The organism is Methylobacterium sp. 285MFTsu5.1 (assembly GCF_000383455.1).
Taxonomy (GTDB): domain Bacteria; phylum Pseudomonadota; class Alphaproteobacteria; order Rhizobiales; family Beijerinckiaceae; genus Methylobacterium.
Map to the genome: position 1 here is coordinate 90,619 of NZ_KB911290.1, position 14,436 is coordinate 105,054.

13 protein-coding genes are annotated in these 14,436 nt (G+C 72.6%); 1 reads left to right on the forward strand and 12 read right to left on the reverse strand.

Translation table 11 applies throughout. The annotated features are described in order from the left end of the window. Positions 1-130: 130 nt before the first annotated feature. From H288_RS0124750 to H288_RS0124760, 3 genes are all read right to left on the reverse strand, one after another. Positions 131-1,384 carry a cytochrome P450 gene (locus tag H288_RS0124750; protein WP_020095271.1) on the reverse strand — a complete coding sequence of 418 codons (1,254 nt, stop codon included), beginning with the start codon at positions 1,382-1,384 and terminating at the stop codon, positions 131-133. 105 nt (positions 1,385-1,489) lie between these two features. Then, positions 1,490-2,761 carry an FAD-dependent oxidoreductase gene (locus H288_RS0124755; RefSeq protein ID WP_020095272.1) on the reverse strand — a complete coding sequence of 424 codons (1,272 nt, stop codon included), beginning with the start codon at positions 2,759-2,761 and terminating at the stop codon, positions 1,490-1,492. Continuing rightward, the gene (locus H288_RS0124760; RefSeq protein WP_020095273.1) at positions 2,761-3,006 is read right to left on the reverse strand and encodes a ferredoxin; all 246 of its coding nucleotides are present in this window, start codon (positions 3,004-3,006) and stop codon (positions 2,761-2,763) included. Before H288_RS0124760 ends, H288_RS0124755 begins: the two co-directional genes overlap by 1 nt. Positions 3,007-3,288: 282 nt before the next feature. On the opposite strand from H288_RS0124760, the gene H288_RS0124765 reads away from it, so the two are divergent. Continuing rightward, positions 3,289-3,903 (forward strand): hypothetical protein, encoded by a 615-nt coding sequence (locus H288_RS0124765; RefSeq protein ID WP_026605263.1) that lies wholly within the window; start codon positions 3,289-3,291, stop codon positions 3,901-3,903. Here H288_RS0124765 and H288_RS0124770 read toward each other — a convergent pair. The 9 genes from H288_RS0124770 to H288_RS32800 all read right to left on the reverse strand — a co-directional run. Further along, on the reverse strand, positions 3,870-5,642 hold the full coding sequence (locus H288_RS0124770) for a class I adenylate-forming enzyme family protein (protein ID WP_020095274.1): 1,773 nt from the start codon (positions 5,640-5,642) through the stop codon (positions 3,870-3,872). The two genes, H288_RS0124765 and H288_RS0124770, sit on opposite strands and share 34 nt — an antisense overlap. Then, complete coding sequence (locus H288_RS0124775) at positions 5,639-6,409, reverse strand: SDR family oxidoreductase (protein WP_020095275.1); 771 nt, start codon at positions 6,407-6,409, stop codon at positions 5,639-5,641. Before H288_RS0124775 ends, H288_RS0124770 begins: the two co-directional genes overlap by 4 nt. 148 nt (positions 6,410-6,557) lie before the next feature. Then, positions 6,558-7,334, reverse strand: coding sequence for an SDR family NAD(P)-dependent oxidoreductase (locus H288_RS0124780; RefSeq protein ID WP_020095276.1), 777 nt, complete (start codon positions 7,332-7,334; stop codon positions 6,558-6,560). A gap of 2 nt (positions 7,335-7,336) precedes the next feature. Next, entirely contained in the window at positions 7,337-8,395 is a 1,059-nt protein-coding gene (locus tag H288_RS0124785) for a phosphotransferase family protein (protein ID WP_020095277.1), read from the reverse strand. Beyond that, the gene (locus H288_RS0124790; protein ID WP_020095278.1) at positions 8,392-9,633 is read right to left on the reverse strand and encodes an acyl-CoA dehydrogenase family protein; all 1,242 of its coding nucleotides are present in this window, start codon (positions 9,631-9,633) and stop codon (positions 8,392-8,394) included. Before H288_RS0124790 ends, H288_RS0124785 begins: the two co-directional genes overlap by 4 nt. Before the next feature lie 297 nt (positions 9,634-9,930). Beyond that, on the reverse strand, positions 9,931-11,436 hold the full coding sequence (locus H288_RS0124795; protein ID WP_020095279.1) for an ATP-binding cassette domain-containing protein: 1,506 nt from the start codon (positions 11,434-11,436) through the stop codon (positions 9,931-9,933). After that, positions 11,433-12,353 (reverse strand): branched-chain amino acid ABC transporter permease, encoded by a 921-nt coding sequence (locus H288_RS0124800; protein ID WP_020095280.1) that lies wholly within the window; start codon positions 12,351-12,353, stop codon positions 11,433-11,435. The genes H288_RS0124795 and H288_RS0124800 overlap by 4 nt, the downstream gene beginning before the upstream one ends. Positions 12,354-12,558: 205 nt before the next feature. Further along, positions 12,559-13,434, reverse strand: coding sequence for a branched-chain amino acid ABC transporter permease (locus tag H288_RS0124805; protein ID WP_020095281.1), 876 nt, complete (start codon positions 13,432-13,434; stop codon positions 12,559-12,561). Positions 13,435-13,452: 18 nt separating this feature from the next. After that, on the reverse strand, positions 13,453-14,436 hold a 984-nt coding region (locus H288_RS32800; protein ID WP_020095282.1), incomplete at its 5' end, for an ABC transporter substrate-binding protein.

Sequence of the window (14,436 nt, forward strand, 5' to 3'; positions counted from 1 at the left end):
GTCTCCAGCGTAACCAGGCCGGACGATCGCGACTTTAGCGAGGCAAACAACTTTACGGCGACGGACTTTCGTCTTCGTCGCGTCGGCGGTCTCATCGATGCTCGGGTTGGCCGTCCGGTCCGCCCGCGGCTCAGGCGATCCCGTCGATCGCCACCCGCAGGTGCTCCGGGCCGCGCAGGGCGGCGCCCGGCCGGTAGGGTGGCGGGTCCTCGACCAGGCGCGGCGCCTTCAGCCGGCGGGCGAGGGCGGTGAGCGCCGCCTCGGCCTCGAACCGGGCCAGCGGCGCGCCCACGCAGTAGTGCAGGCCGCCGCCGAAGCCGAGATGGCGGATCCCGCTGCGGTCCGGGTCGAACCGATCGGGATCGGGGAAGACGGCCGCGTCGCGGTTGCCGGAGGCCAGCAGCAGCACGAGATCGGCCCCCTCGGGGATCGTGACCCCGGCGATGTCGATGGGCGACAGCGTCCGCCGCGTCCGGAACTGCACCGGCGGCTCGTAGCGGAGCAGTTCCTCGATCAGCCGCGGGGCCCGGAGCGGGTCCTGACGCAGGCGCTCCAGCTCGTCCGGATGCCGCAGCAGGGTCAGCAGGCCGTTGGTGATCAGGTTCACGGTGGTCTCGTGCCCGGCGACCAGCATCAGGATCGAGGTGGCGATCAGGTCGTAATCGCCCATCTTCACGCCGGCCGGGGTGGCGTGGTTGGCGAGGCCCGACAGCATGTCGTCCTGCGGGTGCCTGCGCTTCTCCCTGATCAGGTCGCCCATGTAGCCGCCGATCGCGTCGAAGGTCCGGCTGTTCGCGGCGCGGATCTCGGGGTCGGACAGGCTGTCGGGCTCCAGCGCGGTGGCGAGCTGCGTCGCCCAGCCGTGGAATTTCGGCTCGTCCTCTCGGGGCACGCCGAACAGCTCGCAGATCACCGTCACGGGCAGCGGGTAGGCGAGGTCGTCGACTGCGTCGATCTCCCGGGCACCGCACTTCTCGTTGAGCAGGTCGGCCACCAGCCGGTCGGAGCGGGCGCGCATCGCCTGGACGCGCTCGCGGGAGAACTGGTGCATCACCGCCGAGCGCAGGGCGTCGTGGTCCGGCGGGTCGCGGAAGATGAAGACCCGGTGCCGGTCCATCATCCAGTCCTTGAGCGGCTTGACGATCAGGTCGGTGAGGGGATTGCCGGTGCGCGGCCGGTCGGCCGGGGGCAGGGTCTCGGAGCTGACCCGCGGGTCCTGCAGCAGGCGCGCGATGGTGCCGTGGGTCGCCGCCACCCAGGTGCCCGCCTCGGTGCCGTCGTCCTGGCGCGAGACGGGATTCTCCCGCAGCTTCGCGTAGACCGGGTAGGGGTTCGGCCGGTTGGCGAAGTCCTTGACTTGGTCGAGGAGGGTGGCGTCGGGCATGCGGTCTCCTTCACGCATCGACCCGGATGGCGGCCACCGGCCCTCGGGAAAGATGCTGCAACGACAAAGGCTTCGCCCGATGGGCCGGTTCCGTTTCCCGACGCGTTACGGAAAGCCCGGCTCGTGGACCGTGACGCGCTTCGGCCGGTCGGTCGCGGCGTCCTCGGGCGGGAACGGCGCGCGAGCCTCCACGAGCTCGGCATGGGCCGGCAGCCAGCGGGCGGAATCCACCGCGACCGCCGCGATGCAGCGCCCGTCGCGGCCGTAGGTGGCGACGAAGCGGCCGGCAGCCGGATCGCCCTGTGTGATCGCCACCGCGTCGGCGCCCTCGGTCAGGCCGACGGATTTCACCACGAGGTCGCCCTGCGTCGACCAGAAGGTCGGCAGGGCGCCGTAAGGGACTTCAGGCTCCGCGCCGGCGAGCAGACGGCCGGCATGGACGCCCTGCGCCACCGCGTGGCTCCAGTGCTCCAGGGCGACGCGCCGGCCGTCGTAGAGGGGGTGGGGAAAGCGCGCCACGTCGCCGGCGGCGGCGATGTGCGGGTCGGGCCGGCCCTCGGTATCGAGGACGTGGCCGCGCGCGTCGCAATCGACCCCGCCCGGATCCGCCGACAGGCCGGACCCGTCGAGCCACTCGGTGTTGCGCACGGCCCCCAGGGCGATGACGGCGACGTCGGCCGCGAGGCTGCTGCCGTCGACCAAGTGGGCGCGCACCAGCCGGCCGTCCCGACCCTCCAGCCACTCGACCTCGCGGCCGCAGCGCAGCGCGACCCCGTGGCCCTCGTGGATCGCGCCAATGAACGCCCCGACGGTGCTGCCGAGGATGCGGGCCAGCGGCGTCGGGCCGGGCTCGACCAGGGTGACCGGCAAGTCGAGCTGCCGGCACAGGCTCGCGACCTCGCAGCCGATGAAGCCGGCGCCGATCACCAGCACGTGGTTGGGGCCGGCGGCCAGCGCCCGCCGCAGGGCGGCGGCGTCGTCCCGCCCGCGCAGGGTGAAGACGCCGGCGAGGCGGCCCTCGTGCGGGTTCGCCCAGGGCCGGGCGCGGGTGCCGGTGGCGATGAGCAGGCGGTCGTAGGGGAGGATCCGCCCGTCCGCGAGGCCGACCGTGCGCGCCTGCCGGTCGAGGCGCCGCGCCGCGCTGCCGAGCTGCCACTCCGCCGCGAGGGCGCCGACCCCCGGCAGGGTCGTGGCCTCCGCGGGGATCGCGCCGGTGAGGACGTGCTTCGAGAGCGGCGGCCGGTCGTAGGGCCGGTGCGGCTCGTCGCCGACGATCGTCAGCGCGCCGGAGAAGCCCGCTTCGCGCAGGGCCTCGGCCCCGCGCAGGGCCGCGAGGCCGGCGCCGACGATCAGGACGCGCTCGGAATCGCGCGCCATCAGGCGCCCCGCTCCGGATCCTCGACCCGGATCGCCTGGACCGGGCAGGCGACGCGCGCCCGCTCGATGTCGTCCCGGTCCCGCGCGGCGGGGGCGGGATCGTAGAACAGGGCCTCGTGCCCCTCGATGCGGAAGTGCCGCGGCGCCGCGTAGCAGCACTGGGCATAGGCCTGGCACAGGTTGAGATCGACGCTCACCCGCAGGCCGGGCGGGGGGCCGGAGGACGCATCGGCAGGGGCGGACATGGCGGGGCAACCGCGCGCGGCGCCGCGGGTTCCGCGGGCTCTCGTCGCGGGGCACGTCGCGGGGGATGGCGCGGGGCACGTCGCGGGGCACGTCGCGCGCCGTACCCCGCGACCGGTCGTCGGACGGCCCGGCCGCGTCCGGCGCCGAGCGTCATCCGTATTAAACGTGTTTCGGCGATCCTGGTGGAAATGCAGCGACGCGATTCCCCTGCGCAGCGGTTCGATCTATTGTCGCGCTGCTCCGCGGATCTGTCCGAAACCCCGCGATGACAGGAGGGCGCCATGCCGCACGGTGCGCGAACGAGCCTCGCCGCCCTCATGCTGGTCCTCGGGATCGGCGGCGCCTCCGCCGAATCCGTCGCCACGACATGGACGGATCCGCCGGCCCACAAGGCCGGGTCCCCGAAGGCGCCGGCCACGGACACGAAGGCCGCCCCGCCGGCGCCGTCCGCCGCGACTCCAACCGGGACGCCGGCCGCCGCGACCGAGACCCGGCCGGCCACCGCCCGGCGGAAGGCCGTGGCGGTACGGCGCGCGCCGGAGCGGAAGGCCGCCCGCGCGGCGGTGGCGCCCAAGCGGATCGCCGCCGCGCCGCGCCGGTCCCGCGTCGCCGCGGCACCGGTCCGGTCCGTCCGGGCCGCCCCGCAGGCCGTCGCCGCCGCGCCGCCGCCCCCGGAGGGCTACGCCCGCTACCGGGCCTACAATTACGGGCCGGGCTACGGCTACGAGCCGGGTTACGCCCAGGGCTACACCCAGGGCTACACCGACGACCGCCTCGACCGCCTGAGCAGCGCCCAGGCCGCCGGCTACGTCGTGGTCCACCGCCGGACGGTGCAGTTCCCCGACGGCCGGACCCTGCGGGTCTATCGCCCGGACGACGAGGGCGAGCCGTTCTGAGCTGAGCCCGCCGCGAACACCGCCCGCAGGGGCGCCCGCAGGATCTTCCCGGCGGGATTGCGGGGCAGGAGCCCGTCCCAGATCTCGATCCGCACCGGCACCTTGAACGCCGCGAGCCGCTCGGCCGCGAAGGCGCGGATCGCCTCCGGGTCGGTCTCGGCGCCCTCGGCCAGCACCACGATGGCGCCCGGCTCCTCGCCCAGCGTCGGGTGGGGCACCGGCAGCACCACGGCGTCGATCACGTCCGGGTGCGCGTAGAGGGCGTTCTCGACCTCGCAGCAGTAGATGTTCTCGCCGCCGCGGATCAGCATGTCCTTGATCCGGTCGACGATGGTCAGGAAGCCCTCCTCGTCGGCGCGGGCGAGGTCGCCGGTGCGCAGCCAGCCCTCGGAGAGGACCTCCGCGGTGGCGGCCGGGTCGTCCCAGTAGCCGCGGACCACGTTCGGGCCCTTCACGCACAGCTCGCCGACGCTGCCCGGCGGCAGATCCTGCCCGAGGGGATCGAGGATCCGCACCTCGCAGACCGGCAGGGGCGGTCCGCAGGATTCCGGGTGGGCGAGGTAATCCTCGCCCTGGTGGTGGGTGAAGGTCGCCGAGGTCTCGGTCATGCCCCAGCCGGTGCCCGGGACGACCCGCGGCAGGGCCTCGCCCAGCGCCCGCACGAGGTCGCCGGCGGCCGGGGCGCCGCCGTAGGTGACGCCCTCGAGGGTCGGCAGCGGCCGGCCGGCCTCCCGGGCCGCGCTGGCGAGCTGCCACGCGATGGTCGGCACGCCGCCCGCGCTGGTGCAGCCCTCCCGCTCGATCAGGTCGAGGGCCGCGGCGGCGTCCCAGCGGTGCATCATCACCAGCCGGTGGCCGCCGTAGAGGGCCGCCCCCAGGCTCGCGTGGCAGCCGGTGACGTGGAACAGCGGGATTACCAGCAGCGCCGCCCGCTGCGGCGCGGCCGGGTCGGGCTTCGGCGGCGCCTCGCCCCGGCGCAGGGCGCTGCGCGCCGCCGAGTAGGGGTAGGCCATCACCGTGGTAGCGGCCGCCCGGTGGGTGCCGACCGCGCCCTTCGGCTTGCCGGTGGTGCCGGAGGTGTAGAACAGGGTCGCGTCGTCCTCCGGGTCGAGGGCGACGTCCGGCGTGGGCAGGTCGGGGAGGGCGCCCCAGTCGTGGACCCGGCCGACGATGTCGGTGAGCGGCGTCGCCCGGGGGTCCGGCGCGGTCCGGGTGGTGAGGACCCGCTCCAGGGCCGGGTATTCGCGCAGGTGCGGGGCGATCCGGTCGAAGCGCTCGCCGTCGGCGATCAGCACCCGCGCCCCCGAATGCTGCAGGCCGTAGGCGAGTTCGGGCCCGGTCCACCACGCGTTGAGCGGCGTGGCGATGGCGCCGGCGAGCAGCGCGCCGAAATAGCTCACCGGCCATTCGGGCAGGTTGCGCTGCGCGATGGCGACCCGGTCGCCCTTGCGCACGCCGGCCTCGACCAGAGCCCGCGCCAGGGCGGAGGCGGCGCGGGCGAAGCCCGTGAAGGTCACGCGCTCGTCCTGGTAGACCACGAAGGTCTTGTCCCCGTGGCCGCGCGCGATCCGGAACAGGTCGCCCAGCGTCGGCGGTGCCTTCTCCCAGATCCGGGTCGGCACACCCCGGATCGGCACCGTGGCGATGGCGAAGGGCCCACCTGAGGCGGTGAGCCGCACCTCGGCCTCGCGGAAGGGCAGGGCCGGCCAGCCGGCGGGGATGCGGGGATCGGGGTTCATCGGGCGATGGTCACGCCGCCGTCGATCACGAGCGCCTGGCCGGTCACGAACCGGCCGGCCGCCGAGGCCAGGAACACGGCCGCGCCGGCGATCTCGTCGGGCTCGCCGATCCGGCGCAGGGGCGCGGCGTCCGTGGTGGCGGCCAGCATCTCGGGATCCTCCCACAGCGCCCGGGCGAAGTCGGTGCGGATCAGCCCCGGGCAGAGGCAGTTCACCCGCACGTTGGCGGGCCCGTACTCCACCGCGTAGTTGCGGGCGAGCTGGAGGTCGGCGGCCTTCGAGACGTTGTAGGCGCCGATCACCGGCGAGCCCTTGAGCGCCCCGATCGAGGAGACGATCACGATCGCGCCGTCCCGCCGCGCCACCATGCCGGGGGCGACCATCTGGATCAGCCAGTGGTTCGACAGGACGTTGTTCTCGAGGATTTTTCGGAACTGCGCGTCGGAGATGTCGGCGAGCGGCCCGTAATAGGGATTGCTGGCGGCGTTGCAGACCAGCACGTCGACCGGGCCGAGCCGGCTCTCGGTCTCGGCGACCAGAGTTTCCAGCTCCTCCTTCACCGAGATGCTGGCCGGAATCGCCACGGCGCGGCCGGCGCCGTGCGCGGCCTCGATCTCGGCCACGACCGCCTCGCAGGCCTCGCGCTTGCGCGACGAGATCACCACCCGGGCGCCGTGCTCGGCCATCCGCAGGGCGATCGCCCGTCCGATGCCCCGCGACGAGCCGGTGATGAGGGCGGTCTTGCCGGTCAGATCGAACAGCGACATGGCACGGCTCCGCGCTGGATGAAGCGGCGAACGGCTTCGATCCTCGTTCCACAGGATAGGAAGGTCGCGACGCGCCCCCTCTCCCATGCGGGAGAGGGCACCCGCGCCGCATCCGGCCGCGGACGCTGTCGCCGGACGCCGCCCATCCTCACGCCCCCACCCGCATCGAGCGGCGCAGTCGCGCCATGCCGGTGAGCCAGCGCTCGGGGTCCTCGGCCCGGCGGCGGGCGTACTCGGCCACCTGCGGATGCGGTAGGATCAGGAAGCGCCCCGCCGCCAGCCCGTCGAACGCGGCCTCGGCCACGGCCTCCGGCGCCAGCACGCCGTCGCGCGACGCGGCGCTGGCTTCCCCCAGCATGGCGGTGTCGACGCCCTGCGGGCACAGGGCCGCGACCCGGATCCCGTCCTCGGCATGGGCGATCGCGAGATGCTCCAGGAAGGCGAGCGCCGCGTGCTTGGTCGCCCCGTAGGTGGCGCTGCCGATCTGGCCCAAGAGCCCGGCCGCCGAGACCGTTCCGAGGAACGCGCCGCCGCCGCGGGCGCGCCAGAGCGGGACCAGCACCCGCGCGGCGTGGACGTGACCCATCACGTTCACCGCGAAGGCGCGCGCCCAGCTCTCCGGGTCGGCGGAGGTGGCCAGATCCGGATCGGGGTCGCGCTCCAGGATGCCCGCGTTGGAACAGTAGAGCGCGATCGACCCGGTCTCGGCCTCGATGCGCGCCAGGACCGCACTGACCGCCTCGGCGTCGCCGACGTCGAGCGCGAAGGCCCGTCCGCCGAGTTCCGCCGCCACGGCCTCCGCCCCTTCCCCGTCCCGGTCGAGGGCCACGACCGTCGCGCCCCGGGCCCTGGCCGCGACCGCGAGCGCCCGGCCGATGCCCCTCGCGGCCCCGGTGACGGCGACGACGCGGCCGGACAGCTCCATCTTCAGGCCCCCGCCCGCTCGGCGAAGCGCCAGGCCGCTTCGGCGAGCTTCGGCACGCGCGCCGCCATGGCGGCGGCGTGCTCGCTCGCGGCATTGCCGGCCTTGGCGCGGGCCGCCACGCCCTGGAGGATGCCGACCAGCCGGAACAGGTTGTAGGCGAAGTACCAGTCGAGGTCGGGCAGGTTTTTCCGGTTCGCAGCCCGGCAGTAGAGCGCCACCGCCTCGTCACGGGTGGGGATGCCCAGAGCCGTCAGGTCGAGGCCGCCGAGCCCGCTGCGCCCGTCGGCGGGCAATTCCCACTGCATCAGCAGGTAGCTGAAATCGGCCAGCGGATCGCCGAGCGTCGACAGCTCCCAGTCGAGCACCGCGCTGACGCCGCCGTCGCGGGAGAAGATCAGGTTGTCGAGGCGATAGTCGCCGTGGACCACGCAGGCGCCCTGCTGCTCCGGCACCGTCCGGGGCAGCCACGCGATCAGCCGCTCGACATCCTCCAGGCGCCCGTCCTCGGCGGCGCGGTACTGGCGGGTCCAGCGGTCGACCTGCCGGGCGAAGTAGTTGCCGGGCCGGCCGTAATCGGAGAGCCCCGCAGCCTCCGGGTCGATGGCGTGGAGCCGGGCGAGCGTCGCGATCATGCCGGCATAGTGCCGGTGGCGGGCGTGGGGATCGAGGCCGGGCAACGCCCCGTCCCAGTGCACGGCGCCGTCCACCGTCTCCATCACGTAGAAGGCCGCGCCGATGATGTCGGGATCCTCGCACAGCGCGAAGGGGCGCGGCACCGGGAACCCCTCGCCGTAGAGGGCGCCGATCACCCGGAACTCGCGCTCCACCGCGTGGGCCGAGGGCAGGAGCGGGCCGAAGGGCTTGCGCCGCACCACGTAGGCCTGGCCCGGCGTGTCGAGCCGGTAGGTCGGGTTCGACTGGCCACCGCGGAACTGCTGCACGGTGAGCGGTCCGGCGTAGCCGCGCACATGCGCTTCCATCCAGGCGGCGAGCCGCGCCTCGTCGATCCGGTGGCGCGGCTCGATCGGCTTCACGCCGGAGAAGATGTCGGCGTCGCTCATGCGCGCTCCGCCTCGCTTCTGTTGGTGTAGCGCCCGAATTCCAGCCGGGCGATCGACCGGTTGTGGACCTCGTCGGGCCCGTCGGCGAGCCGCAGGGTGCGGATATGGGCGTACATTTTCGCGAGCCCGAAATCCTCCGAGACGCCGGCCCCGCCATGGGCCTGGATGGCGTCGTCGATCACCTTGAGCGCCACCCGCGGCGCCGCGACCTTGATCATGGCGATCTCGAGCTTGGCGCCCTTGTTGCCGACCTTGTCCATCATGTCGGCGGCCTTCAGGCAGAGGAGGCGGGTCATCTCGATGTCGATCCGCGCCTCGGCGACCCGCTGCTCCCAGACCGACTGCTCGCTGATCCGCTTGCCGAAGGCGACCCGGGACACGAGCCGCCGCGCCATGGCCTCCAGCGCCACCTCGGCCGCCCCGATGGTGCGCATGCAGTGGTGGATGCGGCCTGGCCCGAGCCTACCTTGCGCGATCTCGAAGCCGCGCCCCTCGCCGAGGATCAGGTTCCCGGCCGGGACGCGGACGTTTTCCAACACCACCTCGCCGTGGCCCTTGGGCGCGTCCTCGTAGCCGAAGACCGGGAGCAGGCGCTCCACCCGGACCCCGGGCGTGTCCATGGGAACGAGGATCTGCGATTGCTGCCGGTGGCGGGGGGCCTCCGGGTCGGTCTTGCCCATCAGGATCGCGATCTTGCAGCGCGGGTCGCCGACGCCGGTCGACCACCATTTGCGGCCGTCGACGACGTAGTGGTCGCCGTCGCGGCGGATCGACGTGCTGATGTTGGTGGCGTCCGAGGAGGCGACCTCCGGCTCGGTCATCAGGAAGGCCGAGCGGATCTCACCCGCCATCAGGGGCTTCAGCCACCGGTCCTTCTGGGCCGCGGTGCCGTAGCGGTGCAGCACCTCCATGTTGCCGGTGTCGGGCGCCGCGCAGTTGAACACCTCCGAGGCGATCCCGACCCGGCCCATCTCTTCGGCGCACAGCGCGTAGTCGAGGTTGGTCAGGCCGGCGCCGCGATAGGCGTCGGTGTCGTGCTCGGCGGAGGGCGGCAGGAACAGGTTCCACAGGCCCTCGGCCCGGGCCCTCTCCTTCAGCCGCTCCATCGTGGGAGAGGGTTCGCGGCTCGCGGCGCGCTCGGCCGACACCGCGGCGGCGGCCGGCAGGATCGCGTCGGCGATGAAGGCGCGGACGCGGGTCAGCCAGTGGGTCTGGGACTGGGAGAGGGTGAAGTCCACGGTGTCCGCTCCCTAGGGTTTCTCTGCCGGGCGAGCGCACCGAGCTTGCGTGCGCGGGCTGCCCGCCTTCCCATTGCCTTCACCCACGGCGCGACGCGCCCCCTCTCCCGTGCGGGAGAGGGTTGGGGTGAGGGACGAGAAGCCACAGGATCGAGCCCGCCCTTGTCGCGCAGTCAGGTCGAGCCCTCTCTGGACAGACCTGATCCCTCACCCTGTCCCTCTCCCGCACGGGAGAGGGGACCCGCGCTCCGACCCGAATCGAACGTGGCGCTCGATCGACCCACATCACGCCGCCGCTCACAGATAGGCCGATCCCATCTCGCTGGCGAAACGCTGCGGCGGTCCCTCCCAGACGATCCGCGCCTGCTCCAGCACGTAGACCCGGTCGGCGTGCGGGAGCGCGAAGGTGACGTTCTGCTCGCCGAGCAGGACCGTGATCGGCGTGGTCTGCCGCAGCTTCTCCAGCGCCTTCGACAGCAGCTCCAGGATCACCGGGGCGAGGCCGAGCGTCGGCTCGTCGAGGATCAGGAGGCGGGGGCGCATCATCAGCGCCCGGGCGATGGTCAGCATCTGCTGCTCGCCGCCCGACAGGGTGCGGGCGCTCTGCGCCTCGCGGTCCTTGAGGATCGGGAACAGCTCGTAGAGCCAGTCGCGCTGCCTGGCGCTCTCGGCCTTCGGGAAATGCTGGCCGCCGAGGTCGAGATTCTCGCGCACGCTGAGATCGCCGAACAGCTCCCGGGTCTCGGGCACCTGGACGATGCCGGCCCGGGCGATGGCGGCGGGCTTCATCCGGGAGAGGTCCCGGCCGTCGAACCGGATCGTGCCCGTGTGCGGCACGAGGCCCGAGATGGCGTTGAACAGCGTGGTCTTGCCGGCGCCGTTCAGGCCGACCACCGAGACGAACTCGCCCTCGTGGACGTGGATCGAGGCGGCGCGCAGGGCCTGCGCCTTGCCGTAGAGCACGTCGACGCCCTCGACGGTGAGCAGCGAGTCGGGCTTGAACGCCGCCTCGGGCCGGGCCGCCGTCTCGATGCTGCCGCCGAGATAGACCCGGCGCACGGTCGGGTCGGCCATCACCGACTCGGCCGAGCCCTCGGCGATGCGCTCGCCGAGATACATGGCGAAGACCCGGTCGACGATGGCCGCGACGCTCTTCACGTTGTGGTCGACGAGGAGCACGGCCTTGCCCTCGTCGCGGAAGCCGCGGATTAGCTCGGAGAAGGCCGCGACCTCGCCGCCGGTCAGGCCCGCGAAGGGCTCGTCGACCAGCACCACCCGGGGGTCGCGGGCGATGGCCTTGGCGAGCTCCAGCCGGCGGAGATCCGCGAAGGGCAGGGTGCCGGGGCGCCGGTCGACGACCGCGCCGAGGCCGACGCGCTCGGCGATCTCCCTCGCGCGCCGCGCCACGTGGGGGTCGGCCGCCAGCCGGATCAGGCTGTCGGGCAGGAGCGCGAGGCTGATATTCTCCAGCACGGTCTGCCGCTGGAGCGGCCGCGCGTGCTGGAACACGAGGCCGATCCCGGAGCGCGCCACCCGGTGGGCCGGCATGCCGCCGATCTCCGTGCCGTCGAGGCGGATCGAGCCGGCGCTCGGCCGCTCCAGCCCCATGATCAGCTTCATCACGGTGGACTTGCCCGAGCCGTTGGGGCCGATCAGCCCGAGGATCTCGCCCGGGCGCAGGTCGAGGTCGATGTTCTTGACGGCGACGAGGCCGCCGTAGCGCTTGGTCAGGCCGCGCACGGTGAGGCAGGGCTCGGCCAGGACGGGCGACACGGCCGGCGGAGGCGCGACGGCGACGGTCATCGGGCTCTCCGGAGCGATCCGAGGCCGAGCAGCCCCGAGGGCACGAACAGGATCACGAGGAGCGCCACCGCCGAGACCACGAAGGTCGAGAGGCCGCCGAGCGGCCGCAGCAGCTCGCCCGCCGCGATCAGGAACACCGCGCCGAGCGCCGCGCCCACGATGGTGCGGCGGCCGCCGAGCACCGCCGCGATGATCACCTGCACGCCCACCGACGTGTTGATCAGCGTACCGACCGAGGCGGTGCCCATGTAGAAGACCACCAGCCCGCCCGCGAGGCCCGAGAAGGCGGCGCTGACCGCGAAGGCCGCGAGCTTGTGCTTGGCGACGTTGAAGCCGAGCGCCCCGGTCACCACCGGGTCCTGGCCGGCGGCCTGGAGGATCAGCCCCGCGGGCGAGCGGGCGATGGCCGTGAGGATCAGGCCCGAGACCGCCATGAAGCCCAGCGCCAGCCAGTAATTGGTGTCGGCGTCGATGGAGATGACATCCGGCACGGTCAGGCCGATCTCGCCGCCGGTGAGGCCGGAGAAGACCACGATCATGTTCTGCAGGAGCAGGACCGCCACCAGGGTGATCAGCCCGAAATAGGGACCGCGGACCTTCAGCGCCGGCAGCGCCAGGGCGAGGCCGCCGACCACGGCGAGCACGGTCCCGGCCGCGAGGCAGTAGGGGATCGGCAATTCGTAGCGGTTGTTGAGGATGCCGGCGCCGTAGGCCCCGAGGCCGATCAGGAAGGTCGGTCCGAAATTCACCTCGCCGGCGAAGCCGAAGAGCAGGTCCCAGGCCATGGAGAACACGCCGAAATAGTAGGCGATGGTCAGGAGGCCGAGGATGTAGCCGGAGACCCACCAGGGCAGGGTGGCGGCGGCCAGGACGGCGAGGATCGCGATCCAGAAGCCGGGGGTGGTGAGGAGCTTCATGGGGTGGCCTCGCACACGGCAGCGATCCGGCTCGTTCGGCGCAGAGGCCTTTCCCACCCACGCCCCTCATCCTGAGGTGCCGCGCCAGCGGCCTCGAAGGAGGCCTCCAGAGATCGCGCGGCCGGCTGGAGGGCTCCTTCGAGGCGGCTTCGCCGCACCTCAGGATGAGGGCGCGGGCTGGACACCCGGGGTATAAAAAGAACCATCACCGCCGCCCCAGCAGACCTTGCGGGCGCAGGTACATGACGGCGACCAGCAGGAGCAGCGCCGGGATCACCCGGTAGGCCGGCGAGATCAGGTAGGCGGTGGCGGTCTCGAGGTAGCCCACCACGTAGGCGGCGATCAGCGAGCCGGTGACGCTCCCGAGGCCCCCCAGCACCACGATCGAGAAGGCGCTCGCGGTGAGCGGCCCCACCGAATACGACGACACCCCGAGGAACATCCCGAGCAGCACCCCGGCGGTGCCGGCGAGCAGGCCGTAGATCGCCCAGACCGCCACGTAGATCTTGCCCATGTCGTGGCCGAGCAGCGTGACGCCCCGCGGGTTCATGGAGGCGGCGAGCAGGACCTTGCCGGCCCGTGCCCGATTCACGAACAGCCAGAGCAGGCCGATCACCACCCAGCAGATCACCGCGGTGAAGACCTGGTTCCTCGGCGTCCGCACCCCGGCGATCTCGAAGACGCCCTCGACGATCGGCAGCACGGTCTTCGGGTTGTCGGTGAAGAAGTAGGCTACCAGCTCCTGGATCATGATCCCCCAGAGCAGCGTCCCCGTGAGCACGAAGATCTCCTTCTCCTCCCGCGGGATGGCCCGGCTGCGCTCGATCGGCGCGACCACCGCGAAGTAGGTGACCAGCGCGCCCGCGAGCCCGCACAGGATGCCGATCACCGCGCCCGCGTAGGAGCCGAGCCCGAACAGCGCCGAGGCCGCCCAGGCCGCCACCGCGGCCATGACCATCAGGGCGCCGTGGGTCAGGTTGAGGACGCCCGAGACCCCGAAGATCAGGGTGAAGCCCATCGCGCCGAGCGCGTAGAGGGACGAGATCGCGAAACCGTCGACGAGGATCTGGAGGCCGATCATCGCGCTCTCCCCGCCCGGTTACCGTCCCGCCGCCTTCACCGCAGGGGGCAGGATCATGGTCCCGTTGGCGGTGGTGGCCGGCCAGATCGCCACCTGCTTGCCGTTCTGCCACTGCCCGAGGACGCTGGTCATCAGGCCGGGCCCGTACTGGATCGAGTGCGTGAACGGCTCGTCCTTGCCGTAGAATTTCAGGCGCCCGACGGTGCCGACGTAGTCGGTCTTCTCCAGGGCGTCGACGAGCTTGTCGGCCTCCGTGGAGCCCGCCCGCTTGACCGCCTCCGCCGCGTAGTGCGTGGCGTCGTACGCCATGTAGCCCGCGTAGGACGGCGCGCCGCCGAAGCGCTTGGTGAAGGCCTCGGCGAACGGGATCGTCTTCTCGGTGAGCGCCACGCCCGGCACCGCCACGCTGTCGAACAGCACGCCCTGCGTGCCGCCGTTGGTGTTGGCCCAGAAGGTCGAGGAGGTCGCCTGGCCGCTGATCCCCGTCATGGCGATCGGCACCTGCTGGTTCTGCCACTGCACGGTCGGCTGCACGCCGACATGGGCGATGCCGGTGACGATCAGGTCGGGCTTGGCCGCCTCGATCTTGTTGTAGATCGGCGTGAAGTCGCCCGTGTCCGGGGAGAAGCGGACGTGCTCGACCACCTTCAGCCCGGATTTCGGCAGGCATTCCTGGTAGGCGGCGTCGAGCGGGCGGGTCCAGGCCGCGTCCTCGCTCATGATCGCGGCGGTCTTGGCCTTGAGCTTCTCGACCAGCACCTCCTTGGCCGAGTCGCACACCGCCTGCGCCAGGGCGTGCGAGGTCAGGTAGCCGTGGAAGGTGTACTTGTTGCGCGCGTAGTCCTTGTGGACCGCGACGCTGATCTCGTTCGAGGCCGCGCCGGGCGTGATCATCGGCGTCTTGAGCCGGGCCGCCCAGGGCATCAGCGCCAGCACGACCTCCGAGATGTAGCTGGCGATGACGAGGTTGACCTTGTCCTCGGAGACCGCCCGCTGGAAGGC

Excerpts from the sequence above, each read along its gene's own strand:
- H288_RS0124750 (WP_020095271.1), bottom strand. The coding sequence starts at position 1,384 with ATGCCCGACGCCACCCTCCTCGACCAAGTCAAGGACTTCGCCAACCGG.
- H288_RS0124755 (WP_020095272.1), bottom strand. The coding sequence starts at position 2,761 with ATGGCGCGCGATTCCGAGCGCGTCCTGATCGTCGGCGCCGGCCTCGCG.
- H288_RS0124760 (WP_020095273.1), bottom strand. The coding sequence starts at position 3,006 with ATGTCCGCCCCTGCCGATGCGTCCTCCGGCCCCCCGCCCGGCCTGCGG.
- H288_RS0124765 (WP_026605263.1), top strand. The coding sequence starts at position 3,289 with ATGCCGCACGGTGCGCGAACGAGCCTCGCCGCCCTCATGCTGGTCCTC.
- H288_RS0124770 (WP_020095274.1), bottom strand. The coding sequence starts at position 5,642 with ATGAACCCCGATCCCCGCATCCCCGCCGGCTGGCCGGCCCTGCCCTTC.
- H288_RS0124775 (WP_020095275.1), bottom strand. The coding sequence starts at position 6,409 with ATGTCGCTGTTCGATCTGACCGGCAAGACCGCCCTCATCACCGGCTCG.
- H288_RS0124780 (WP_020095276.1), bottom strand. The coding sequence starts at position 7,334 with ATGGAGCTGTCCGGCCGCGTCGTCGCCGTCACCGGGGCCGCGAGGGGC.
- H288_RS0124785 (WP_020095277.1), bottom strand. The coding sequence starts at position 8,395 with ATGAGCGACGCCGACATCTTCTCCGGCGTGAAGCCGATCGAGCCGCGC.
- H288_RS0124795 (WP_020095279.1), bottom strand. The coding sequence starts at position 11,436 with ATGACCGTCGCCGTCGCGCCTCCGCCGGCCGTGTCGCCCGTCCTGGCC.
- H288_RS0124800 (WP_020095280.1), bottom strand. The coding sequence starts at position 12,353 with ATGAAGCTCCTCACCACCCCCGGCTTCTGGATCGCGATCCTCGCCGTC.
- H288_RS0124805 (WP_020095281.1), bottom strand. The coding sequence starts at position 13,434 with ATGATCGGCCTCCAGATCCTCGTCGACGGTTTCGCGATCTCGTCCCTC.